At 37.9% G+C, this 17514-nt stretch carries 15 protein-coding genes and 1 other RNA gene; 8 read left to right on the forward strand and 8 right to left on the reverse strand.

What is annotated here, in order from left to right; genetic code table 11:
- Nucleotides 1–288: 288 nt before the first annotated feature.
- Nucleotides 289–612 (forward strand): DUF3116 family protein, encoded by a 324-nt coding sequence (locus BN1609_RS05420; RefSeq protein ID WP_159457891.1) that lies wholly within the window; start codon nt 289–291, stop codon nt 610–612.
- Between the two features lie 63 nt (nt 613–675).
- Here the strand turns inward: BN1609_RS05420 and licT are convergent, their stop codons facing one another.
- Nucleotides 676–1518, reverse strand: coding sequence for a BglG family transcription antiterminator LicT (gene licT / locus BN1609_RS05425; protein ID WP_088810260.1), 843 nt, complete (start codon nt 1516–1518; stop codon nt 676–678).
- 300 nt (nt 1519–1818) lie between these two features.
- Between licT and BN1609_RS13920 the strand changes: the two genes are divergently transcribed.
- From BN1609_RS13920 to BN1609_RS05455, 7 genes are all read left to right on the forward strand, one after another.
- Entirely contained in the window at nt 1819–1986 is a 168-nt protein-coding gene (locus BN1609_RS13920) for a hypothetical protein (protein WP_159457892.1), read from the forward strand.
- Between the two features lie 58 nt (nt 1987–2044).
- Nucleotides 2045–2449, forward strand: coding sequence for a VOC family protein (locus tag BN1609_RS05430; protein ID WP_088810258.1), 405 nt, complete (start codon nt 2045–2047; stop codon nt 2447–2449).
- A 659-nt stretch (nt 2450–3108) separates the two neighbouring features.
- Complete coding sequence (locus BN1609_RS05435) at nt 3109–5217, forward strand: transcription antiterminator (RefSeq protein WP_088840602.1); 2109 nt, start codon at nt 3109–3111, stop codon at nt 5215–5217.
- 84 nt (nt 5218–5301) lie between these two features.
- Nucleotides 5302–6492: a glycine C-acetyltransferase gene (locus BN1609_RS05440; protein ID WP_088840603.1), complete on the forward strand. Its 1191-nt coding sequence runs from the start codon at nt 5302–5304 to the stop codon at nt 6490–6492.
- A 147-nt stretch (nt 6493–6639) separates the two neighbouring features.
- Nucleotides 6640–7605 carry an L-threonine 3-dehydrogenase gene (locus BN1609_RS05445; protein ID WP_088810254.1) on the forward strand — a complete coding sequence of 322 codons (966 nt, stop codon included), beginning with the start codon at nt 6640–6642 and terminating at the stop codon, nt 7603–7605.
- 87 nt (nt 7606–7692) lie between these two features.
- Nucleotides 7693–9018 carry an APC family permease gene (locus BN1609_RS05450; protein WP_088810252.1) on the forward strand — a complete coding sequence of 442 codons (1326 nt, stop codon included), beginning with the start codon at nt 7693–7695 and terminating at the stop codon, nt 9016–9018.
- Nucleotides 9019–9634: 616 nt separating this feature from the next.
- The gene (locus BN1609_RS05455; RefSeq protein ID WP_088810250.1) at nt 9635–10366 is read left to right on the forward strand and encodes a hypothetical protein; all 732 of its coding nucleotides are present in this window, start codon (nt 9635–9637) and stop codon (nt 10364–10366) included.
- A 191-nt stretch (nt 10367–10557) separates the two neighbouring features.
- Here BN1609_RS05455 and ssrA read toward each other — a convergent pair.
- From ssrA to BN1609_RS05490, 7 genes are all read right to left on the reverse strand, one after another.
- Nucleotides 10558–10923, reverse strand: a transfer-messenger RNA (tmRNA) gene (ssrA, locus tag BN1609_RS05460).
- Between the two features lie 70 nt (nt 10924–10993).
- Nucleotides 10994–13702: a sigma 54-interacting transcriptional regulator gene (locus tag BN1609_RS05465; protein ID WP_088840604.1), complete on the reverse strand. Its 2709-nt coding sequence runs from the start codon at nt 13700–13702 to the stop codon at nt 10994–10996.
- A gap of 179 nt (nt 13703–13881) precedes the next feature.
- The gene (locus tag BN1609_RS05470; protein WP_088840605.1) at nt 13882–14850 is read right to left on the reverse strand and encodes an SIS domain-containing protein; all 969 of its coding nucleotides are present in this window, start codon (nt 14848–14850) and stop codon (nt 13882–13884) included.
- A gap of 17 nt (nt 14851–14867) precedes the next feature.
- Nucleotides 14868–15689 (reverse strand): PTS system mannose/fructose/sorbose family transporter subunit IID, encoded by an 822-nt coding sequence (locus BN1609_RS05475; protein ID WP_088810245.1) that lies wholly within the window; start codon nt 15687–15689, stop codon nt 14868–14870.
- A 17-nt stretch (nt 15690–15706) separates the two neighbouring features.
- Entirely contained in the window at nt 15707–16459 is a 753-nt protein-coding gene (locus BN1609_RS05480; RefSeq protein WP_088810243.1) for a PTS sugar transporter subunit IIC, read from the reverse strand.
- 21 nt (nt 16460–16480) lie between these two features.
- Nucleotides 16481–16951 (reverse strand): PTS sugar transporter subunit IIB, encoded by a 471-nt coding sequence (locus BN1609_RS05485; protein WP_088810241.1) that lies wholly within the window; start codon nt 16949–16951, stop codon nt 16481–16483.
- On the reverse strand, nt 16944–17363 hold the full coding sequence (locus tag BN1609_RS05490; protein ID WP_088810239.1) for a PTS sugar transporter subunit IIA: 420 nt from the start codon (nt 17361–17363) through the stop codon (nt 16944–16946). Before BN1609_RS05490 ends, BN1609_RS05485 begins: the two co-directional genes overlap by 8 nt.
- Between the last annotated feature and the right edge of the window lie 151 nt (nt 17364–17514).

Here is a 17514-nt window from a genome sequence, read left to right on the forward strand (position 1 = left end):
GTAACACAAACGTAACAATTCATTTGTCTTTTGTCAATGTAATTATCCCTTTTTCTTATACTAAATTTCACAACCATATAACATTTTATACTTTCTTTTCGAAAAGATGTCTTTTTTTACATAAAATGTTTTCTTTCATCTTATACAAATCTGCAAATTATATAATTAGTTTTATATCCTCAAGTGTTGTATACTACAATTGAAAGGATTGTAATTTTACTTTCGTTGATTAAAAGACGTACGGGATAGAGAAGTTGAGGTAGTCATAGACTTTAATGGGGTGACAAAATGAACGGCTATGTTTACGTGCAGATTTTTAAAATTTTACATTTCCTAGATTCTCATTGTCTGGAGATGGATTATTTGCAACAAGAATTACCAAAAATAGAGCGCGAAACAGATTTAAACAAAAATCATATTCTTGAAGTATTGTATAAACTGGAAGAATACGGGTATGTACTTCGAGCATATGGACAGACAAATACAAGCTATCACATTACTACAAAAGGGCGTAACTTAATGTTACATATCAAAAAGAACGCTAGTCGAAATATACCAAACAATTGTAAGGTTATTCCTATCAAAAGTAAGAGTCCACTTATTTTTGACTAGCATTCTGCGTCAGGCGGCGGTGTTTAATCGCTGCTTTTTTTTATGTAATGCATTACATATGAGTTAAAGGGAGTTGCGTTCTGTTACGCGATAAATATGAATCGTTAAATAAACTTGTTCATCACGCGTTAAGGAGGCATGATGGGTATTTTTTAAATAGGCATCAATTTTTTGGGTGCATTTAAATGCTTCTGGATATTTGATTTGGACTTGTTCAAACAGAAAATCATCGCCAGAATCTACGACTTCGTCCAGCAGCATTCTTTGAGCAAAATATTGAAGGTGCGTCACAAAACGTGTGTAATTGAGTGAGGTTTCATCTAAGACCATACCGTAATGATACGTTACGATGTTTAAAATATCTTGAACAATTTGCGTCATTGTGACTGTGGTGGTCATTTGTTGGCCGTCTTGGCGTGCGTTCACGATATGCAGTGCGATGAAGCCGGCTTCATCTTCATCTAGCAAATAACCGAACTCTTCTTGGATAATGCCAAGTGCTTTTAAACCAACTTGGTATTCGGGTTGATAAAAGCGTTTGATTTCCCAAAGTAATGCGTTTTTCAGGTTAATGCCTTGTTTATAGCGGGACAGCGCAAAATTAATGTGATCGGTAAGTGTCAAGTAAATGTTGGCGCTAAGTTCGGCGCCTAGTTTTTCCTTTGCATACTGTACGATGTCATCAGCGACTCGCAAATGTTTGGCGGATATTTCGCTTAGTAATTCAGAAAGCTTTTCGGAAAGCTCATGTGACTCCATTACAAAGGTCTTTTCAATTTTCGTCTCGTCAACTTCATCTCCGACTTTCTTTTGAAAAGCTAATCCACGCCCCATAACAACAATTTCCTTGGCCTCTCCGTCTTCGGCAACGACAACATTATTGTTTAAGATTTTTATGATCTCCATTTGTCTTAACCATCCTTTCAAAAGAAAAAACCCAAACTAATTCCAAAACTACAAAAAAACAATAGTCTTCGAATTAATTCAGGTTTTGCCTGCCGAACAGTAACAATCCTACAATTCTTGTTTTATTATAGTATATAAAGAAAACGTTTGCAATACCTATTTGCAATTTGTCTACATTATATTGAGTGTTTTAAATTTTAGTTGCATTTGTAACTCATTATACTTTAAAACGTAACGTTTTGAAACAGGGAAATCGGGAAAATGAGTAATCAAAGCGCTTTGAAAAGGAGGATTTCCAGAATGGCAGATATTAAAACGAATTCAGTTCGGACAGCGAAGAAAGCACCCAAAATGAGTGATGCCTTGCCAAAAGAAAATTCCCACCATCAGTTTGCTGAAAAAAACCATGTAAACAATAAGCCAGCCACGGAACAAAAGCAACAATTCCATCGGAGAATTTTAGATTGAGCAAAATAAATCAAAGCACCCGGCAATACGCTAGGTGCTTTTTTAGGAGGAAAAGAGAATGCCAAATGTAAAAATGACTTTCATTAATTTACCTGTGAAGGATTTAAATGAATCCATTGCTTTTTACACGGAACTAGGTTTCAAATTTAATGCGGATTTTACCGATGAAAACGCGACTTGCATGATTCTGAACGAAACGACTTTCGTTATGTTACTAGTGGAACCATTCTTCAAACAGTTCCTGCCTGCGTCAGAACTTCCTGATTACAGAAAAACAACGGCTGTCATCAACGCACTTACATTTGACACACGGGCTGAAGTGGATGAACTTTACGAAAAAGCTGTCAATGCTGGGGCTAAAAAGGGATATCTCATGGACGAACAAGGCATGTATTCGAAAAGCTTTTACGATATCAATGGTCACATTTTCGAACTTTTCCATATGGAAATGAATCCACAGTAAAAAAACGTCCGAGCCATGCTCGGACGTTTTTTTTATTATTAATCATTTCTGTTGCATGCCATTTTAAGGGATAACTTTCCATAATGGATCACGAAAACCATTTTTCCCCTTGCTTTCAATTTATAGCAGCCTTACAGATGAGCTCGTTATTCTCACACTTTTATTTCAATCTTTTAAACGCATGTAACGAAAGCGATTACAGTCCTCTTGAACTAAAGCCGGAGGGTTACTGAATGCTCCGAAAAATTTAATTGATGTATATTTTCAAGCTTTAAATATGCGTCTGCACCTGTTATGCTAGTTAGATAGAAAGATTTTACAGGCATACTAAAATAGTTTGCTCATTAACTAATTTGGATTTGATAACAAATTCACAAAATTGAAAATCCTTCCTCTTTGAATGAATTTTAAATCCTTTTGAGCTTCATTTTCAACATTTGATAAAACTTTGTCCAAACTTTGGTAAAAAAAACTGGACAAATTAGAGATTTGTTTATATTGCTTATCTGTAAGCGGAGTCATAGGATAAAGGTGTAAGGTAAATTATTCCAGAAGCGCGAATAAAATTTCCGTTTTATTCAAAAAGCGTTTTATCGGGTTACATTTATTTACCCTTTGAAAGAAACTGCGAATGAAGTTCTGCGAAAGGAAGAAAATATATGTACCTATCTGCTAGATCTCGCATTATTTTAGAAAAAATACTTCCTGAAAAAGGTGACATTTCGATTCAGCAGCTTGCAAATGACCTTGATGTCAGCGAACGAACTGTGCGCCGTGATTTGGATGAAGTCAAGCAAACCCTTGAAAGCTTTGGGCTTTCGCTCATTCGGAAAGGTAGTAAATTATCCGTTAGCGGCTCGCTTCATGACCGGGAACATGTTCGTTCTACTTTGCTTGATTTAATCGGAAATGAATTTACGCCGCTTGAAAGACAGCAATTTATTTTGCGTGTGCTTTTAACGACGAACGAGCCTGTCAAACTTATTGCGCTGGCTAGTGAACTTTCGGTTACCGTTGCAACTGTCGGAAGTGATCTCACAAAAATTGAAGAAGAGTGGGACGGAAAAATTCGCATCGAGCGAAAGCGCGGCATCGGTGTCCATTTAGATGCTTCTGTCATTGAAAAGCGCGAATTGTTGCGCGAACTCTTACTAATGACCATGCCGAAGCTGAAACTTTATCAATATTTTGTGGATACGTTAGACGGCGTTCCGACTCAAAATAATGATGAATTTTTAAGCCATTTTATCGACTTCCAATTGCTTGAATTAGCTGACCGAACCTTAACACGCTGGATGAAAAAACTCTCTTATGAAGTCGACAATGATTCACTTGTTGATTTGCTCATCTACCTTCTGATTACAGTGAAGCAAATTTCAAAAGGGAAAATCATTTCTAAAAAAAGCGACAATCATATATTTCTACAAGATTATCCCGAATACGATATCGCTGAACGCATTTTAAAAGACTGCTTACCTGAACAAACCATTCCAGAAGCAGAGATTACCGAGTTAACCATGCAAGTTCTCGAAGCAGAAATTCGTCATGGCGAAGATGTTTTTTATCGCAACGAAAAAGTACAAGCCATTCGAATCGCAAAAAAACTCATTTCCCGCGTCGCAAGAGAAATCGAACTGCCGCTGTCCCAAATGACCCTGCTAAAAGGCTTAACGGAACACATTCAATATTCACTTATCCGCTTAAAGAAAAAAATGCCACTAAGCAACCCGCTTTTACCTTTGATTAAAAGTGAGTTTGGTGACTTGTTTAACATTGTACAACGCGTCGCATCCGAGCTTTATCCGTTTAAAAAGCTACCTGAAGAAGAAACAGGTTTCATCGTGCTCCATTTCGAAGCGGCGATCATCCAATCCGAGAATTTAAGACCCTACAGCGCACTAATTGTGACCTCTAGAAGTAATGGCGTTAGCACATGGCTCCGCGCCAGATTTCGCAAGCGTCTGCCAAAACTACAAAAAATTAAGTTTGTGACACCACTTGAACTCGTGAAAGAAACCGATTTACATAAATATGATATTGTCCTTTCCACAACGGATTTAACCGATTTCAAAATGGACTACGAACGAATTAGCATCTTCATTTCTGATGCTGAAATTAAAGAACTCAAACATAAACTTGAAAAAATCGTGGGCGCAAAAGGCAATTATGTCGACTTTCCGAGTCTTCAAGACAACTCAAAAAAGCTACCTGAAACGCTTGCCAGCTTGAAAAATATGCATCAATTTTACGGGCTGATTATTTCCTTCTTGGAGTCCCTTTACATCGAACAAGGCAGTGACATGACGCGAAACAAAGAGGATAACTTGCGTTCGTTCAGTCAGTCCATCGCGAACAAAGAACCTGACCTTTCACCCGAAAAAATCTTTAAGAAATTGAGCTCCCTCGAGGCGAAGCAAAAAGTCATTTCTGGCGGCGCAAATTCTGCCTACTTTCTTGTAAATGATAACGTGAAAACAGCTTCAACCCATGTTTTCACACTAAAGCATTCGCTCGATTTCCAGATTGAGGACGGCTTAAAGTCCGCCATATCTACTGTGATGATTTTTATGCTACCTTACGAACTTAATGCCGAACTGCTTGAAATTACAACTTACTTGTTGACCGTTTTGACGGAAGATGATGCCGCGATTTTGCTTGCAGAATCCGGTGATAAGGAAAAAATCGCATCACTATTTTCAACGTATTTAGAAGAATTTTTAGAACATAAAAATACGTATCGTACGGAAAATTTAGGTTTTCCATTCTAAAATTGTCATTATCATGTTTATCCGTGCCAACCTTATTCGGCAAATAGGCATGTTAATATAAAAAAAAGAGGAGGAATCATGAAAATGTCCAAAGTTTTAAATGATTTTCTAACACCACAGCTTGCTGCATTACGTGAACAAGGTTTATACAATGAAATTGATTCCATTCAAGGCCCGAATGGCGCAAAAGTTAAAATCCATGATAAAGAACTTATTAATTTATCTTCCAACAACTATCTTGGTTTTTCAAATGATGCGCGCCTAAAAGAAAAAGCCATCGAAGCGACAAAAGAATACGGCGTCGGCGCTGGTGCTGTCCGCACAATTAACGGCACAATGACCATTCACGATGAACTTGAAAAACGCATCGCAGAGTTCAAACATACCGAAGCAGCAATTGCTTTCCAATCTGGTTTCAACTGCAACATGGGCGCCATTTCCGCCGTTATGACCAAAAAAGATGCCATCATTTCAGATGAGCTGAATCACGCATCCATTATCGACGGTTGTCGCCTATCCGGAGCTAAAGTCATTCGTGCCCGCCATCAAGATATGGATCATTTGCGCGAGCTTGCCAAAGAAGCAACCGAAAGCGGTCAATATGAAAAAGTAATGTACATTTGCGATGGCGTATTCTCAATGGACGGCGATGTCGCCAAACTCCCTGAAATCGTTGAGATTGCCGAAGAATTTGGCTTAATCACCTACGTGGATGACGCTCATGGTTCTGGTGTCATGGGAAACGGTGCAGGAACAGTGAAACATTTCGGTCTTTCGGATAAAATTGATTTTCAAATCGGGACACTGTCCAAAGCGATTGGTGTGGTGGGCGGATACGTTGCCGGTTCAAAACAACTAATTGACTGGCTAAAAGTGCGTGCAAGACCATTCTTGTTTTCGACATCTCTCACACCATCATCGGCTGCTGCATGTATCGAAGCCATCAACATTATGGAAAATGAGCCTGAAACCATTGAAAAGCTTTGGAATAACGGCAAATATTTAAAAGCTGGCTTAAAAGATTTAAGCTTTGATATCGGGCATTCTGAAACGCCTATTACCCCTTGCATTATCGGTGACGAAAACTTAACGCAAAAGTTCTCTCGTCGCTTGCTTGAAGAAGGCGTTTATGCAAAATCCATTGTCTTCCCTACCGTTCCAAAAGGCACTGGTCGTGTTCGCAACATGCCAACTGCGGCACATACAAAAGAAATGCTAGATGAAGTACTTAAAGTTTATGCAAAAGTAGGTAGAGAACTAAACGTTATTTCATAAATTACAATTTCCTTGCAATAAAAAAGCGAGGCTAAGCATTACATCGTCCAAAATGCGCTTAGTCCCGCCTATAAAAAATTATTAACACTATCATTATATCATCAAAATGATTTATCTTTCAAAATAATTTGTCCGGAGGTTTTTACAATGAAAAAAATTCTAATTACTGGTTGCTTAGGTCAAATTGGTTCTGAACTTACGATGCGTTTACGTCATGACTACGGCGAAGAAAATGTCATCGCAACTGATATCCGCCGCATTGATAGCCCCGTTTGTAATGAAGGTATCTTTGAAATTCTGGACGTCACCAACCAAGCAAGCATGCTCGAACTTGCAAAAAAATACGATGTGGATACACTCATTCATTTAGCGGCACTTTTATCTGCTGTAGCGGAAGCGAAACCGCAACTTGCTTGGAATTTAAACATGGGCGGCCTCGTCAACGCGCTTGAAGTGGCACGCGAACTAAATTTAAAATTTTTCACGCCTAGCTCCATCGGCTCATTTGGCCCCGGTACGCCTGCTGTGAATACACCGCAAGACACTCTACAACGTCCGACGACCATGTACGGCGTAACAAAAGTGGCCGGTGAATTATTGTGCGACTACTACTACTCCAAGTTCGGTGTCGACACTCGTGGCGTTCGTTTCCCTGGATTAATTTCCTACACGACACTTCCTGGCGGTGGAACCACGGACTATGCGGTCGATATTTATTACGAAGCGCTCAAGAAAAAAAGTTATACGTCGTTCATTGGGAAAGGCACTTACATGGACATGATGTATATGCCAGATGCCATTGATGCGATTGTGAAATTGCTTGAAGCTGATCCGTCGCGCCTAGTTCACCGTAACGCCTTTAATATCACCGCGATGAGTTTTGATCCAGAACAAATTGCCGCTTCGATTCGCAAGGTGATTCCTGAATTTAAAATGAACTACGACGTTGACCCAGTCCGCCAAAGTATTGCTGATTCTTGGCCTGATTCGCTAGATGCTAGCTGTGCAAAAAATGAATGGGACTTTGATCCAAAGTTCGATTTAGACCGAATGACGAAAGATATGCTTGAAAAGCTTGCAGAAAAATTAGAAAATGATAGTGTAACAAAGTGAGATATTCCGCTCTAAACAACTTTTTAGAATAACTAAAAATGTTTGTGAGGTTATTTTTTCAGATTCACAAACAGTAGGGAGAAAAATATGGAAAATCAGAAATTAAAAAAAGAAATTGGCTTTTTCACGGCACTTACTGTCGTTATCGGTACAGTTATCGGTTCTGGCGTATTTTTTAAGCCTGAAGCCGTGTTTTCTGCTACGGGAACTGCCGGTCTAGGATTGCTTGCATGGATTCTTGGTGGCGTCATTACGATCTGCGGTGGCTTGACAGCCGCTGAATTATCCGCTGCAATCCCTGAAACAGGCGGTATGATTGTTTATTTAAGAAAGACCTATGGTAAACTAGCTTCCTACATGCTTGGCTGGGCGCAAACTGTCATTTATTTCCCGGCAAACATTGCGGCGCTTTCTATTATTTTTGCAACTCAAGTAGCCAACCTTTTTGGTACAAGTGACGCAATTATTATTCCTGTTGCAATTGCGGCGGCTATATTTATCATGTGTATGAACTTTTTAGGGGCCAAAGTAGCTGGTTCACTTCAAGCTGTTACAACTGTATGTAAGCTGTTACCTTTAGCACTTATTATTATTTTCGGCTTATTTCATCAAGGAGATGTCGCATTTAGACTATTTCCAATGAGCGTGGAAGACCACCCTTTCCTAACAAGTCTAGGTTCTGGTTTAGTTGCTACCATGTTCGCTTATGACGGATGGATTCACGTCGGTAATATTGCCGGCGAAATGAAAAACCCTAAAAAAGATTTGCCAAAAGCAATTGTTTTAGGCTTAACGGTTGTTATGGCCGTGTACTTACTAATTAATATTGCCTACTTAATGGTTATGCCTGCAACAGCCCTAGCAGCGACTGCAACTCCGGCAGCTGACGTAGCCAATATCATCTTTGGCTCTATTGGCGGAAAACTGATTACGATTGGAATTTTAATTTCCGTGTTCGGTACGATTAACGGCTACACAATGACGGGCATTCGTATCCCTTATGCGATGGCTATCCGCAACCAACTTCCATTCAGCAGTTGGTTTGCAAAACTAGGTAAAACGGCTGTTCCTTACAACAGCGGAATTGTTGTTTTAATCATTTCCATCATCATGATTTTCTCTGGACAGTTCAATCAATTAACAGATATGTTAATTTTTGTTATTTGGATTTTCTACACCCTCGTATTTATCGCTGTCTTCATTTTGCGGAAACGAGAACCAGATATGGCACGCCCGTATAAAGTACCGCTTTACCCCATCATTCCAATTATCGCGATTGTTGGCGGACTGTTTATCGTGCTCAATACTTTATTCACGCAACCAATAAATGCTGGTATCGGGCTTCTTCTTACAGCAATCGGCCTACCCATTTACTTTTATAAGAAGAGCAAAGGCCACATGACCGAAGACTAAGTTTGAGGAGTGAACAAAATGTCTACGATTGTCTGGGCAGCCCTAAGCACCCTCATCATTATCGTTATAGTCATTTCCGAACTCGATGAACGAAAAAGCAAGAAGAAATAACGGATTATCACGCTATCACTGGAAAAGCGATTGGGCCCCTTTACCCAATCGCTTTTTGTTTAAAAAATGAGAACCTGCACCAGATACTCATTTTTTATCTTTTTCTTTAAATATACACAATTATGCGCTATTTTTAAAAAATTAGTATGTTTTACACCATAATTCAACTAAAAACTGGGAGGATAAAATGATTATTTTTGAATGGATAATTGAATTCTTCATTTGGCTTATTGTTGATATAATTGGAGAATTTTTTCAAGAGCTTTTCCAGCGTAGTTCGAAACGGAAACGCAGAAAAACAAAGAAAAGGAAGTATAGGAATTAGCCTTCTTGGCAAACGATAGTCCTTTTTATTATCAATTGGCACACATAATTTTATATTGTATAATATAAGTATATATATATTTTCCGATTAATTATCGATTTTCATTCAAAAAGAGCTGAAGCATTTTGCTTTTTAAATAAAGAAGACTTAAATTTTATTACAAAAGGGGAGAAAGCTACTTTGAAAAAACCGATACATAAAAGATGGTGGTTTTGGGCACTTATTATTGTTTTAGGGCTGGGATTAATTGGGAGCTGCTCTAATGATGACACTGTTGCGAAGGAAGATTACCAAAAGCTCGAAGCGAAGATTAAAGCACAAGATAAAAAGATTGACGCTCTTAATGATGACTTATCTGCTGCAGAAGACCAATTAAGTTCGGTTGAGTCCGAAAAAGAAGAAATTCAAGAGAAACTTAGTGTATATGAAAAAGAGGAAATCGAAAAAGCAGAAAATGAGGCAAATAAATTGCTTGATTCTGCTGAAAAATCACTAAATACTGCAGACTTAGATAAGGCAAAGAAATTTATTGATAACAATGAATTTTTAACTGTCTCAAAGTTTTCAGATCGTATTGATGCTGTTCAACTAAAAATCGAGCAAAAAGCGGAAGCTGCCAAGAAAAAAGCAGATGAAGCTAAAAAACGAGCAGAGGAAAATCCAACTGTTCCAAAAAAAGAAACAAATCAAACCGATGATAACAATCAAGCACCGAATACCCAACCAAAGCAAGCGGCACCAACTCCTAAAGCCTCTGAAACAGTAGCAACTGTTTTTGTCGCACCACAATCAGGAAAGAAGTTTCATTACGATTCATCATGCCGCGGTCTAAATAGTGCTAACTCTGTAGTTTCAATGAGTAAAAGTGAAGCTATCGCGAGTGGCTACTCACTTTGTGGCTGGGAAGACTAGTCAATAAACAATTTCAGCTCTAATTTCGCATCAATAAATTTTTATTGGTGTTTTTTTATGCGATTGAATAACATTTGAGATAATAGTGGCAGAAGTTTTCAAAAAGCAGATCTTTACCCTTTTGTTCAAAAATAAAAAGTGTTGTAAATGGCTTCAAAAATCCATTTACAACACTTTTCATCAATTTCTTCTTATGGAGCTGGCGGGAGTCGAACCCGCGTCCAGAAATATCGGCACTCGAACTTCTACGCGTGTAGTCTCGATATTAGAATTTCGCTTGAATATCGGCCTCGAAACCGGCTTCCTTTCAGCTAGCTTGATTAATCTCTTTTTAAAGACTACAAACGGAAGCCTTTAAACGTATCCCACTTAGAGTAAGACCCTGACCGTAGCACATGGGCGATGCACGGAGGATCAGCTTAAGCTACTATTACGCAGCGAAAGCTAGGTTTTGTTTTTCTTTGCCAGTTATTATTGGCTTTTGCGTTGTTAACGAGGACGACCCCTCGACGCGCCATCCGAGCTCGAACTATCCCTGTCGAATCCGTAACAGCCCCAGTTTAAAATCACTAACATTAGTATACAGAAATGTCTTTCTAAACACAAGCTTTTTAAGGGGCTGTTCTCTTAAATCGTGTTCACAATATCAGCTATCAAACGGATTTCTAACAGCGGGATTTCAATATGATATTCTTTTTCTAAATTGGATATTGCCAGACCAATCACCTGTATCATTTTTTCGTTTTTTTCTAAAAAAGCCTCAATATCCGTTTGTTCATCTACTTTTTCTTTTCGCAAAATCCGTTCAATCATGCAGCACATATGCACATACAGCAAAAATTTCTTGTTATTATCAAGTATTATGTCGAGTTTGGCTTCCATGAATTCAACAGACCGCTCAACGTTTTGTAGTACCTTTTCGGCATCCAGAACAGTCATATTTTGAATGATTTTTTTAAGTGAGAAATTAAAAATTAAATCTTTTCGAAGTTCTTCTTCATCTAACTCAAAATGTTGTTTTAGTAGACGGATAAACTCCGTAATATGCGTACCACTAATTAATTTATTAAGGCCAATATAAGGAACAGACAAAATTCCAGGATTTTCAGTGCCTACAATAGCTAAAACGTCGTACAACTGAAACGGAAGCTCTTCTTTCTTATTTTGACTCAATTTTTTATAATCATATGGGATAATTTCTAGCTTCGAAGGTGTATTCTGTAAACTCTTTTGCAAAATCTCCTGAATTTGTATGGCGCTTCCCATTCCAGTGTAGCAGCATGTAAGAATCGCTTTTTTCTTTTTCACACTTGGAAAAAGCAGTTCGCGATTCAGTTTTTTTTGATGAATCGACTCTCCCACTTTATCAATCGGTTTGCCTGCAATTAAATCTTGTCCTACTTCAAGCGCAATAGGCGTCGACACATAATCCATTAACAAAATAGGTCCTCTGCTTTTGTTTTCTAGTCGTTTAGCAAGTTCACTTAACGACCCCATATCAACAAGTAAAATTAAACCATTTGTTGTTGAAATTTCAGTATTCAGATATTCTAAAAGTCTGGTCTCGATATCTGTAATCGTTGTATCAATTGGCATATCAATGGCTTGAAAGATATTTTTTTGTAAAATACGGTTGACAATATTTGCCATGCTACTCGCTGTTGAGTATCCATGTGCTAAGATGACAGCCCTCATATTTGAAGACAAACTTTGAATATGTGTTCCGTGAAAATAAAACGAAATAAAAACAATATCTTCGGTTAAAATTTTTTGGTCCATTCGCTCGCCAAGCAAGGTTAGTACTTGTTTTGCCAGCCAAAATGCCTCATTCAAGTTTTCTTGCAAAAACTGTAAGATTCGGTTCCTTTGACTATTCCAAAGTGGATGATTAGCTAGAAAAGCTCTAGATTCCTTGTGATAAAGTAAATACGCCATAGATAATATTTTATTTCCATCTTGTTCAAAACGATAATTTTCTTCCATATATTTAAAAATAGAACGCAAATGATAGGTTAAGCTCGAAAAAGAAGCTTGATCCGTGTCGAGATTACTTTCAAAATAGAGTTTATCTAGTAGCAAATTTACATTTTTAGTCATCTCCACGATATAAAAATCAGTTTCCTTATCAAATTGTAGAACGAAATCTTCATATACCATCTGAATGCTTTTTAAAAGGCGATCAGCTTTAGGATAGGAAAATGGTTTTGTGTAATCGTAAATTTGTTTTTCGATATTTTTACGCGGAAAAGTGGTTTGGAAGTTGGTCTGTGCATCTGCTAGTAAGACTTGTATATTGACTTGTATGACTTCCGAACGTTCAAGCTTTGTATAACCATTGCCCGCTGCATATTTAATGATATTCCGAAGACGCCCCACATTCCCCTCAAACTGACTGGAAAGTAAATAACCCATGACTTGACTCGAAACTTCTATTGTGTGTTTTAAAATCTTACTTTCTTCCATAAAAAAATGATGAATCAAGTGTAGCTTCTCTTGCCAAGTACGTTCGCCAAAACCCGGAATATTCACAATAACAGGTAAACGCCGCACAAATGTAGGCAGGAAGGTCGAGTGAATAGTTTCAGTTGTTGCAAAAATCAAGCGAACAGTCGCTTTTTTTTCAACATTACTACTTCCGATTGGTGAATAGAGGCCTTGGTCCATAAATGTAAATAATTTTTCCTGCCCCTCTTCTGTTAGCCGGTGAACTTCGTCTAAAAATAAGACTCCTTCATTTGCATGTGCAAGCAGACCTTCTTTATCATGATCTGCTCCTGTAAAGGCCCCTTCTACATGACCAAATAACAAACTAGACAGCAGTTCAGGATTATGGTAGTACTGCGCGCAATTAAGCGAAACAAACGGTGCTTTCTTAGGAAGTAAACCTTCTTCTAGACAATATTCGTATATCTGTCTAGCTAAAAAAGTTTTCCCTGAACCACTAGGACCTGCTAACATAATTGGAAGCCCATTATTTGGATAAAGAGAAGCTGTTTTAATTTGCTCAATTTGTTCTTTTAAGCTGGCGTTCGCCCCAATAATTTTGGCCAGTGCATCTTTTTTCTCCGGATTGAGTAGTTCTTCTACAGAATCAAAAATGATTTGGGTAGGCGTAAAAAAATGATTGCTGAAACTCATCTTATCCACAAACAAAACAGGACGTTCTCTAATTTTTAATACTACCCCTTCCTTCACTCCCTCATTTAAATAGCGACTTACTGTACTACGACTAAATCCTGTGCTTTCAGAAATAGCACTCGCCGTAAATAAATGGCTATTTTCTTTTGATAACTTCGCTGTTAAGGAAGCAAGGTATTCTAATAAATTCGCTGTCATCACAAACCACCTCGTTAAAAATCACTCGTTATTCTCCTTCTAGCTTAGCAGTTTTTCATTATTTTGAAAGTGTAGAAAAAACCATTAACCTGCACAAAATGAGTCTAACACGCAAAAACATTACTCATCATTGATTGAAGCCAAGCCCATATTTTCGAGACATGGACTTGGCTATTTTATTAATATTCTAATTTCCACATATATCTTCTTTTTGTTAGCGGATGATTTCGCTTTTCAGCTAATTTTTCAGCATAGACACGCATGACTGCTGTTAATAGCATTGGATTTACATAATCAATGACTTCACCAGCTGCAATGTTTCCTAGACCAAAATCGCATGAATCGAGTACAGTTGTTTTAGCATCAAAACGATTTAAAAATGTTAGTGCCCTAGAATCCATTGTCCTTGTTTTCCCATCATTCATAAAGAGCACGAATGGCACATCTTTATCAACGATTTCAAATGGTCCATGGAAAAATTCACCATCATGGAAAGTGCCTGAATGAATCCATTGCATTTCCATCATTAAACAAATAGAAGTTGCATAAGCCACTTCATGTGTTGCCCCACTAGACATAAAATAAATGACTTTTTCATCTTTGTAATTCTCAGCAAAAATATTCGCTTGCGGTTCTAAGCTTTTCACAGCTTCTTCGGTGAATGCTGGTAATTGGCTTATGCTATCCGTCAGGGCATCATAATGTGCATATCCTTCCGTTTGATGCAAAATTTCTAAAGCTAATTCTAGAGCATATGTCATTTTCTCTTGTTTGGCTGCATAGTTTGCTTCAAATCCGTGAACAATAACATATTCGGCATCTTTTGTAATGGCTGAATTTTCTATATGTGTAAGTGAAATAACATGCGCCCCTTGCTTACGCGCTCTTGTTGTGGCTTCCACCGTTTCTGGCGTTGCTCCACCAAGCGATGCAGTGATTACGATAGCTGTTTCATTACAAGCTTTTGGTGTCGCAAAGTTAAATTCATTTGCAGTATACAAACTTACACGCAGGTTTTCAGTATTTTCTTCCAAAAAATATTTAGCGGGGTAAAGGTCTGCTTTAGACGCTCCACACCCTACAAATATAACACTTTTAACCTCTGTTGCTTTTTTTAAAATATTTTTAATGATTGTTTGACTATTCATTATTCATTCCTCCATTTTTATTGAAATATTCCAAGCACGCTGAGAATGATACCCCCAGCAATAGAAATCAAGAGAATCCATCCTGTTTTGACCTTCTTTTGTAGTAACCAGTACATAAAGAAGGTTAAACCGAGCGGAATAATTCCTGGCACAATATTGTCTAAAACTTCTTGTAAATTAAACGCTTTTCCAAATGTAATTGGTGTTGTAATTCCAATCATACTGGCAACCATAGAACCGATAACCATCAGCCCTACTACTGTTGAAATATACATCACCTTGTCCATCAAGCCTTCGTTGTACAGCTTGGATAAATATTTGTTTCCTGCCGTGTAACCGATTTTCCCACCATAATATGTCACTAAAAAAGCAGGTATAAACGAAATTAAAATAGCTAAAATTGGACCTAAAATATTTCCTTGCTGAGCCAATGTAATTCCGATCCCGAAAGCAAGCACGCGGATTGTTCCCTGAAAGAAAGAATCTCCAATACCTGAAAGTGGACCCATCAAACTCGTTTTCACAGCAGTAATGGTTTCTGGATCAAAACTATCACGGTCTTGGTAATATTGTTCTTCCATCGAAGAGGCAAGCCCCATCACAAAAGAAGAGGTTTGCGGTGTACAATTAAAGAAAATCATATGGCGTCTGTAAGCTTCTTTTTTCAGATCTATTTCTTCTGGTTTATCATAAATCGCATCCAAAATTGGTGCCATACCAAACATGAAGCCCATATTCATCTGCCGTTCATAATTCCAAGAAGTTTGAATCATCCAGGAGCGCCAAAAAAATTGCCAATATTTTTTCTGGTTCGTAAGTTCCTCTTTTGTAGCAGTCATAAAATTCCCTCCCTAGCTTATAAAGTATCGACTTTCTTCTCTTTTTTAAATTTGATATCGGCAAATACAAAGGCAATTAAGCAAGCAAAAATGGCAACACCTGTTAAACTTAAACCTGAATACGCTGTTATGAAAAAGCCCGCAAGTAGAAATGGCAGCATCTTTTTCGTGAGCATCGTCGTAAGAAGTAATGCAAAACCATAAGCAGGCAATATTTTACTTGCTAGTGTTAAGCCATCTGTTAACCAAGTTGGAATACTATCTACAATCATCTTCACTAAATCGGTTCCAAAATAAATGGCCAAAAAAATCGGCACGAAATACATCAGAGAATAAAGCACGGTCCCCCATAAAATATGGATTCGCTTCGCCTTATTAAATTCTCCTGCTTCAATATGTTTATCTGCCGTATGACTGAATTGTGAAAGTAACGTTCGTAAAAAGATACCTAGCATTTGCCCAAGCACAGCAATTGGTATTGCAATTGTTAATGCGGTCTGTGCGTCTGTATTTGATAGAACGGCAAACGCAGTAGCAATGACAGAACCAAGCGTCATATCTGGCGGAGCTGCTGCCCCTACATTTACTAATCCAAGCGAGATTAATTCTAAGGCCGCTCCAATCATAAGCCCTTTTGTCATATCTCCCAAAACAATGCCTGTCAGTGTGCTCATCACGAGTGGCCTTTCTAAATTCAATCGCCCAAGTAATCTTGAATCGAGAATCCCAATGACGCCGACAAGCCCTAAAAGAATGGATTTAAGTAACATCTCAAACTCTCCCTTCTGCTGTTATAATTTAGGGTTTAATTCTTCCAATTTCGAAGTCGGTACTTGTTGCATATAAAGTCGTATCCCTGCATCCGCCATTTCTTTACTCTCAGTAACCTCTTCTTCTGTTAGATAAATTGCGTTACTAAATGCTTTCGAACCCTCTTTATTCGCAATTCCACCATAATTAATTTCTTGTATTTTCGGATACCCTTTAGAAAACGCTAACGCATCTTTTGTCCCGCCGAAAATAAGCATAATCTGGTCCTCTAGAGCCTCAATTTGCTCAACTTTTTGAAGTGCTTCTGCTACTGAAAAAATATTTAAAGTAATATCTGGCGGTTTAGAAAGATTCAAAGACATTTTTTTAAAATCGTCTTTTGCTGTCGCATTATCAATTACAATAATTCGCGTAATATTCATTGCTTTACTCCATGAAAAGATCACTTGTCCATGTAATAAACGATGATCAATCCTTGAAAACTTAATCAAATCCTTCGCCTCCTTTCCGAGTAGCTTTTAATAATGCCTGACAGTCAACAATGGCCGCTTTACTTGCCGCGACTACTTCCGCCATTTCTAGTTTAGAAAAAGCGTTTGGATATGTAGCGAGTTCGATAATTAATGGTAAATTCATCCCAGCAAGCAAGTGAATATTCGGAAATGTTTGCATAAGTTTTAACATTTCATTATTTACGCTTCCACCTAAAATGTCGGTAACAATGATGATACTTTTTTGCTGATATTCTGCATGAACTTTTTCTCTGATTTTCTCTTCAAACGGTTCATCATCTGAGTAAGCTGCAAACGCAATAACCTCATTCTTTTCGCCAATAATCATATCAAGTGTATCTTTCATTCCAAGCGCAAGTTTGCCATGGCTGACTAAAATAATTCTATTCATAACTAACCTCCCTTCTTTTTTTACAGTTGCAATAATCGTGCCAAACAATTGTTACAGCTCACAAACGGCTCTACTACATGCTTTATCCCTTTCAAATAACACAACTTCGCGCTGGATAAATTGTGTTATTTCATTTTCCCCACAAAAAAAA

Source organism: Listeria sp. ILCC797 (assembly GCF_900186185.1).
Classification (GTDB): Bacteria; Bacillota; Bacilli; order Lactobacillales; family Listeriaceae; genus Listeria; species Listeria goaensis.

Excerpts from the sequence above, each read along its gene's own strand:
- BN1609_RS05470 (WP_088840605.1), bottom strand. The coding sequence starts at position 14,850 with ATGAATAGTCAAACAATCATTAAAAATATTTTAAAAAAAGCAACAGAG.
- BN1609_RS05445 (WP_088810254.1), top strand. The coding sequence starts at position 6,640 with ATGAAAAAAATTCTAATTACTGGTTGCTTAGGTCAAATTGGTTCTGAA.
- BN1609_RS05435 (WP_088840602.1), top strand. The coding sequence starts at position 3,109 with ATGTACCTATCTGCTAGATCTCGCATTATTTTAGAAAAAATACTTCCT.
- BN1609_RS13920 (WP_159457892.1), top strand. The coding sequence starts at position 1,819 with ATGGCAGATATTAAAACGAATTCAGTTCGGACAGCGAAGAAAGCACCC.
- BN1609_RS05475 (WP_088810245.1), bottom strand. The coding sequence starts at position 15,689 with ATGACTGCTACAAAAGAGGAACTTACGAACCAGAAAAAATATTGGCAA.
- BN1609_RS05490 (WP_088810239.1), bottom strand. The coding sequence starts at position 17,363 with ATGAATAGAATTATTTTAGTCAGCCATGGCAAACTTGCGCTTGGAATG.
- licT (WP_088810260.1), bottom strand. The coding sequence starts at position 1,518 with ATGGAGATCATAAAAATCTTAAACAATAATGTTGTCGTTGCCGAAGAC.
- BN1609_RS05450 (WP_088810252.1), top strand. The coding sequence starts at position 7,693 with ATGGAAAATCAGAAATTAAAAAAAGAAATTGGCTTTTTCACGGCACTT.
- BN1609_RS05440 (WP_088840603.1), top strand. The coding sequence starts at position 5,302 with ATGTCCAAAGTTTTAAATGATTTTCTAACACCACAGCTTGCTGCATTA.
- BN1609_RS05430 (WP_088810258.1), top strand. The coding sequence starts at position 2,045 with ATGCCAAATGTAAAAATGACTTTCATTAATTTACCTGTGAAGGATTTA.
- BN1609_RS05420 (WP_159457891.1), top strand. The coding sequence starts at position 289 with ATGAACGGCTATGTTTACGTGCAGATTTTTAAAATTTTACATTTCCTA.
- BN1609_RS05465 (WP_088840604.1), bottom strand. The coding sequence starts at position 13,702 with ATGACAGCGAATTTATTAGAATACCTTGCTTCCTTAACAGCGAAGTTA.
- BN1609_RS05480 (WP_088810243.1), bottom strand. The coding sequence starts at position 16,459 with ATGTTACTTAAATCCATTCTTTTAGGGCTTGTCGGCGTCATTGGGATT.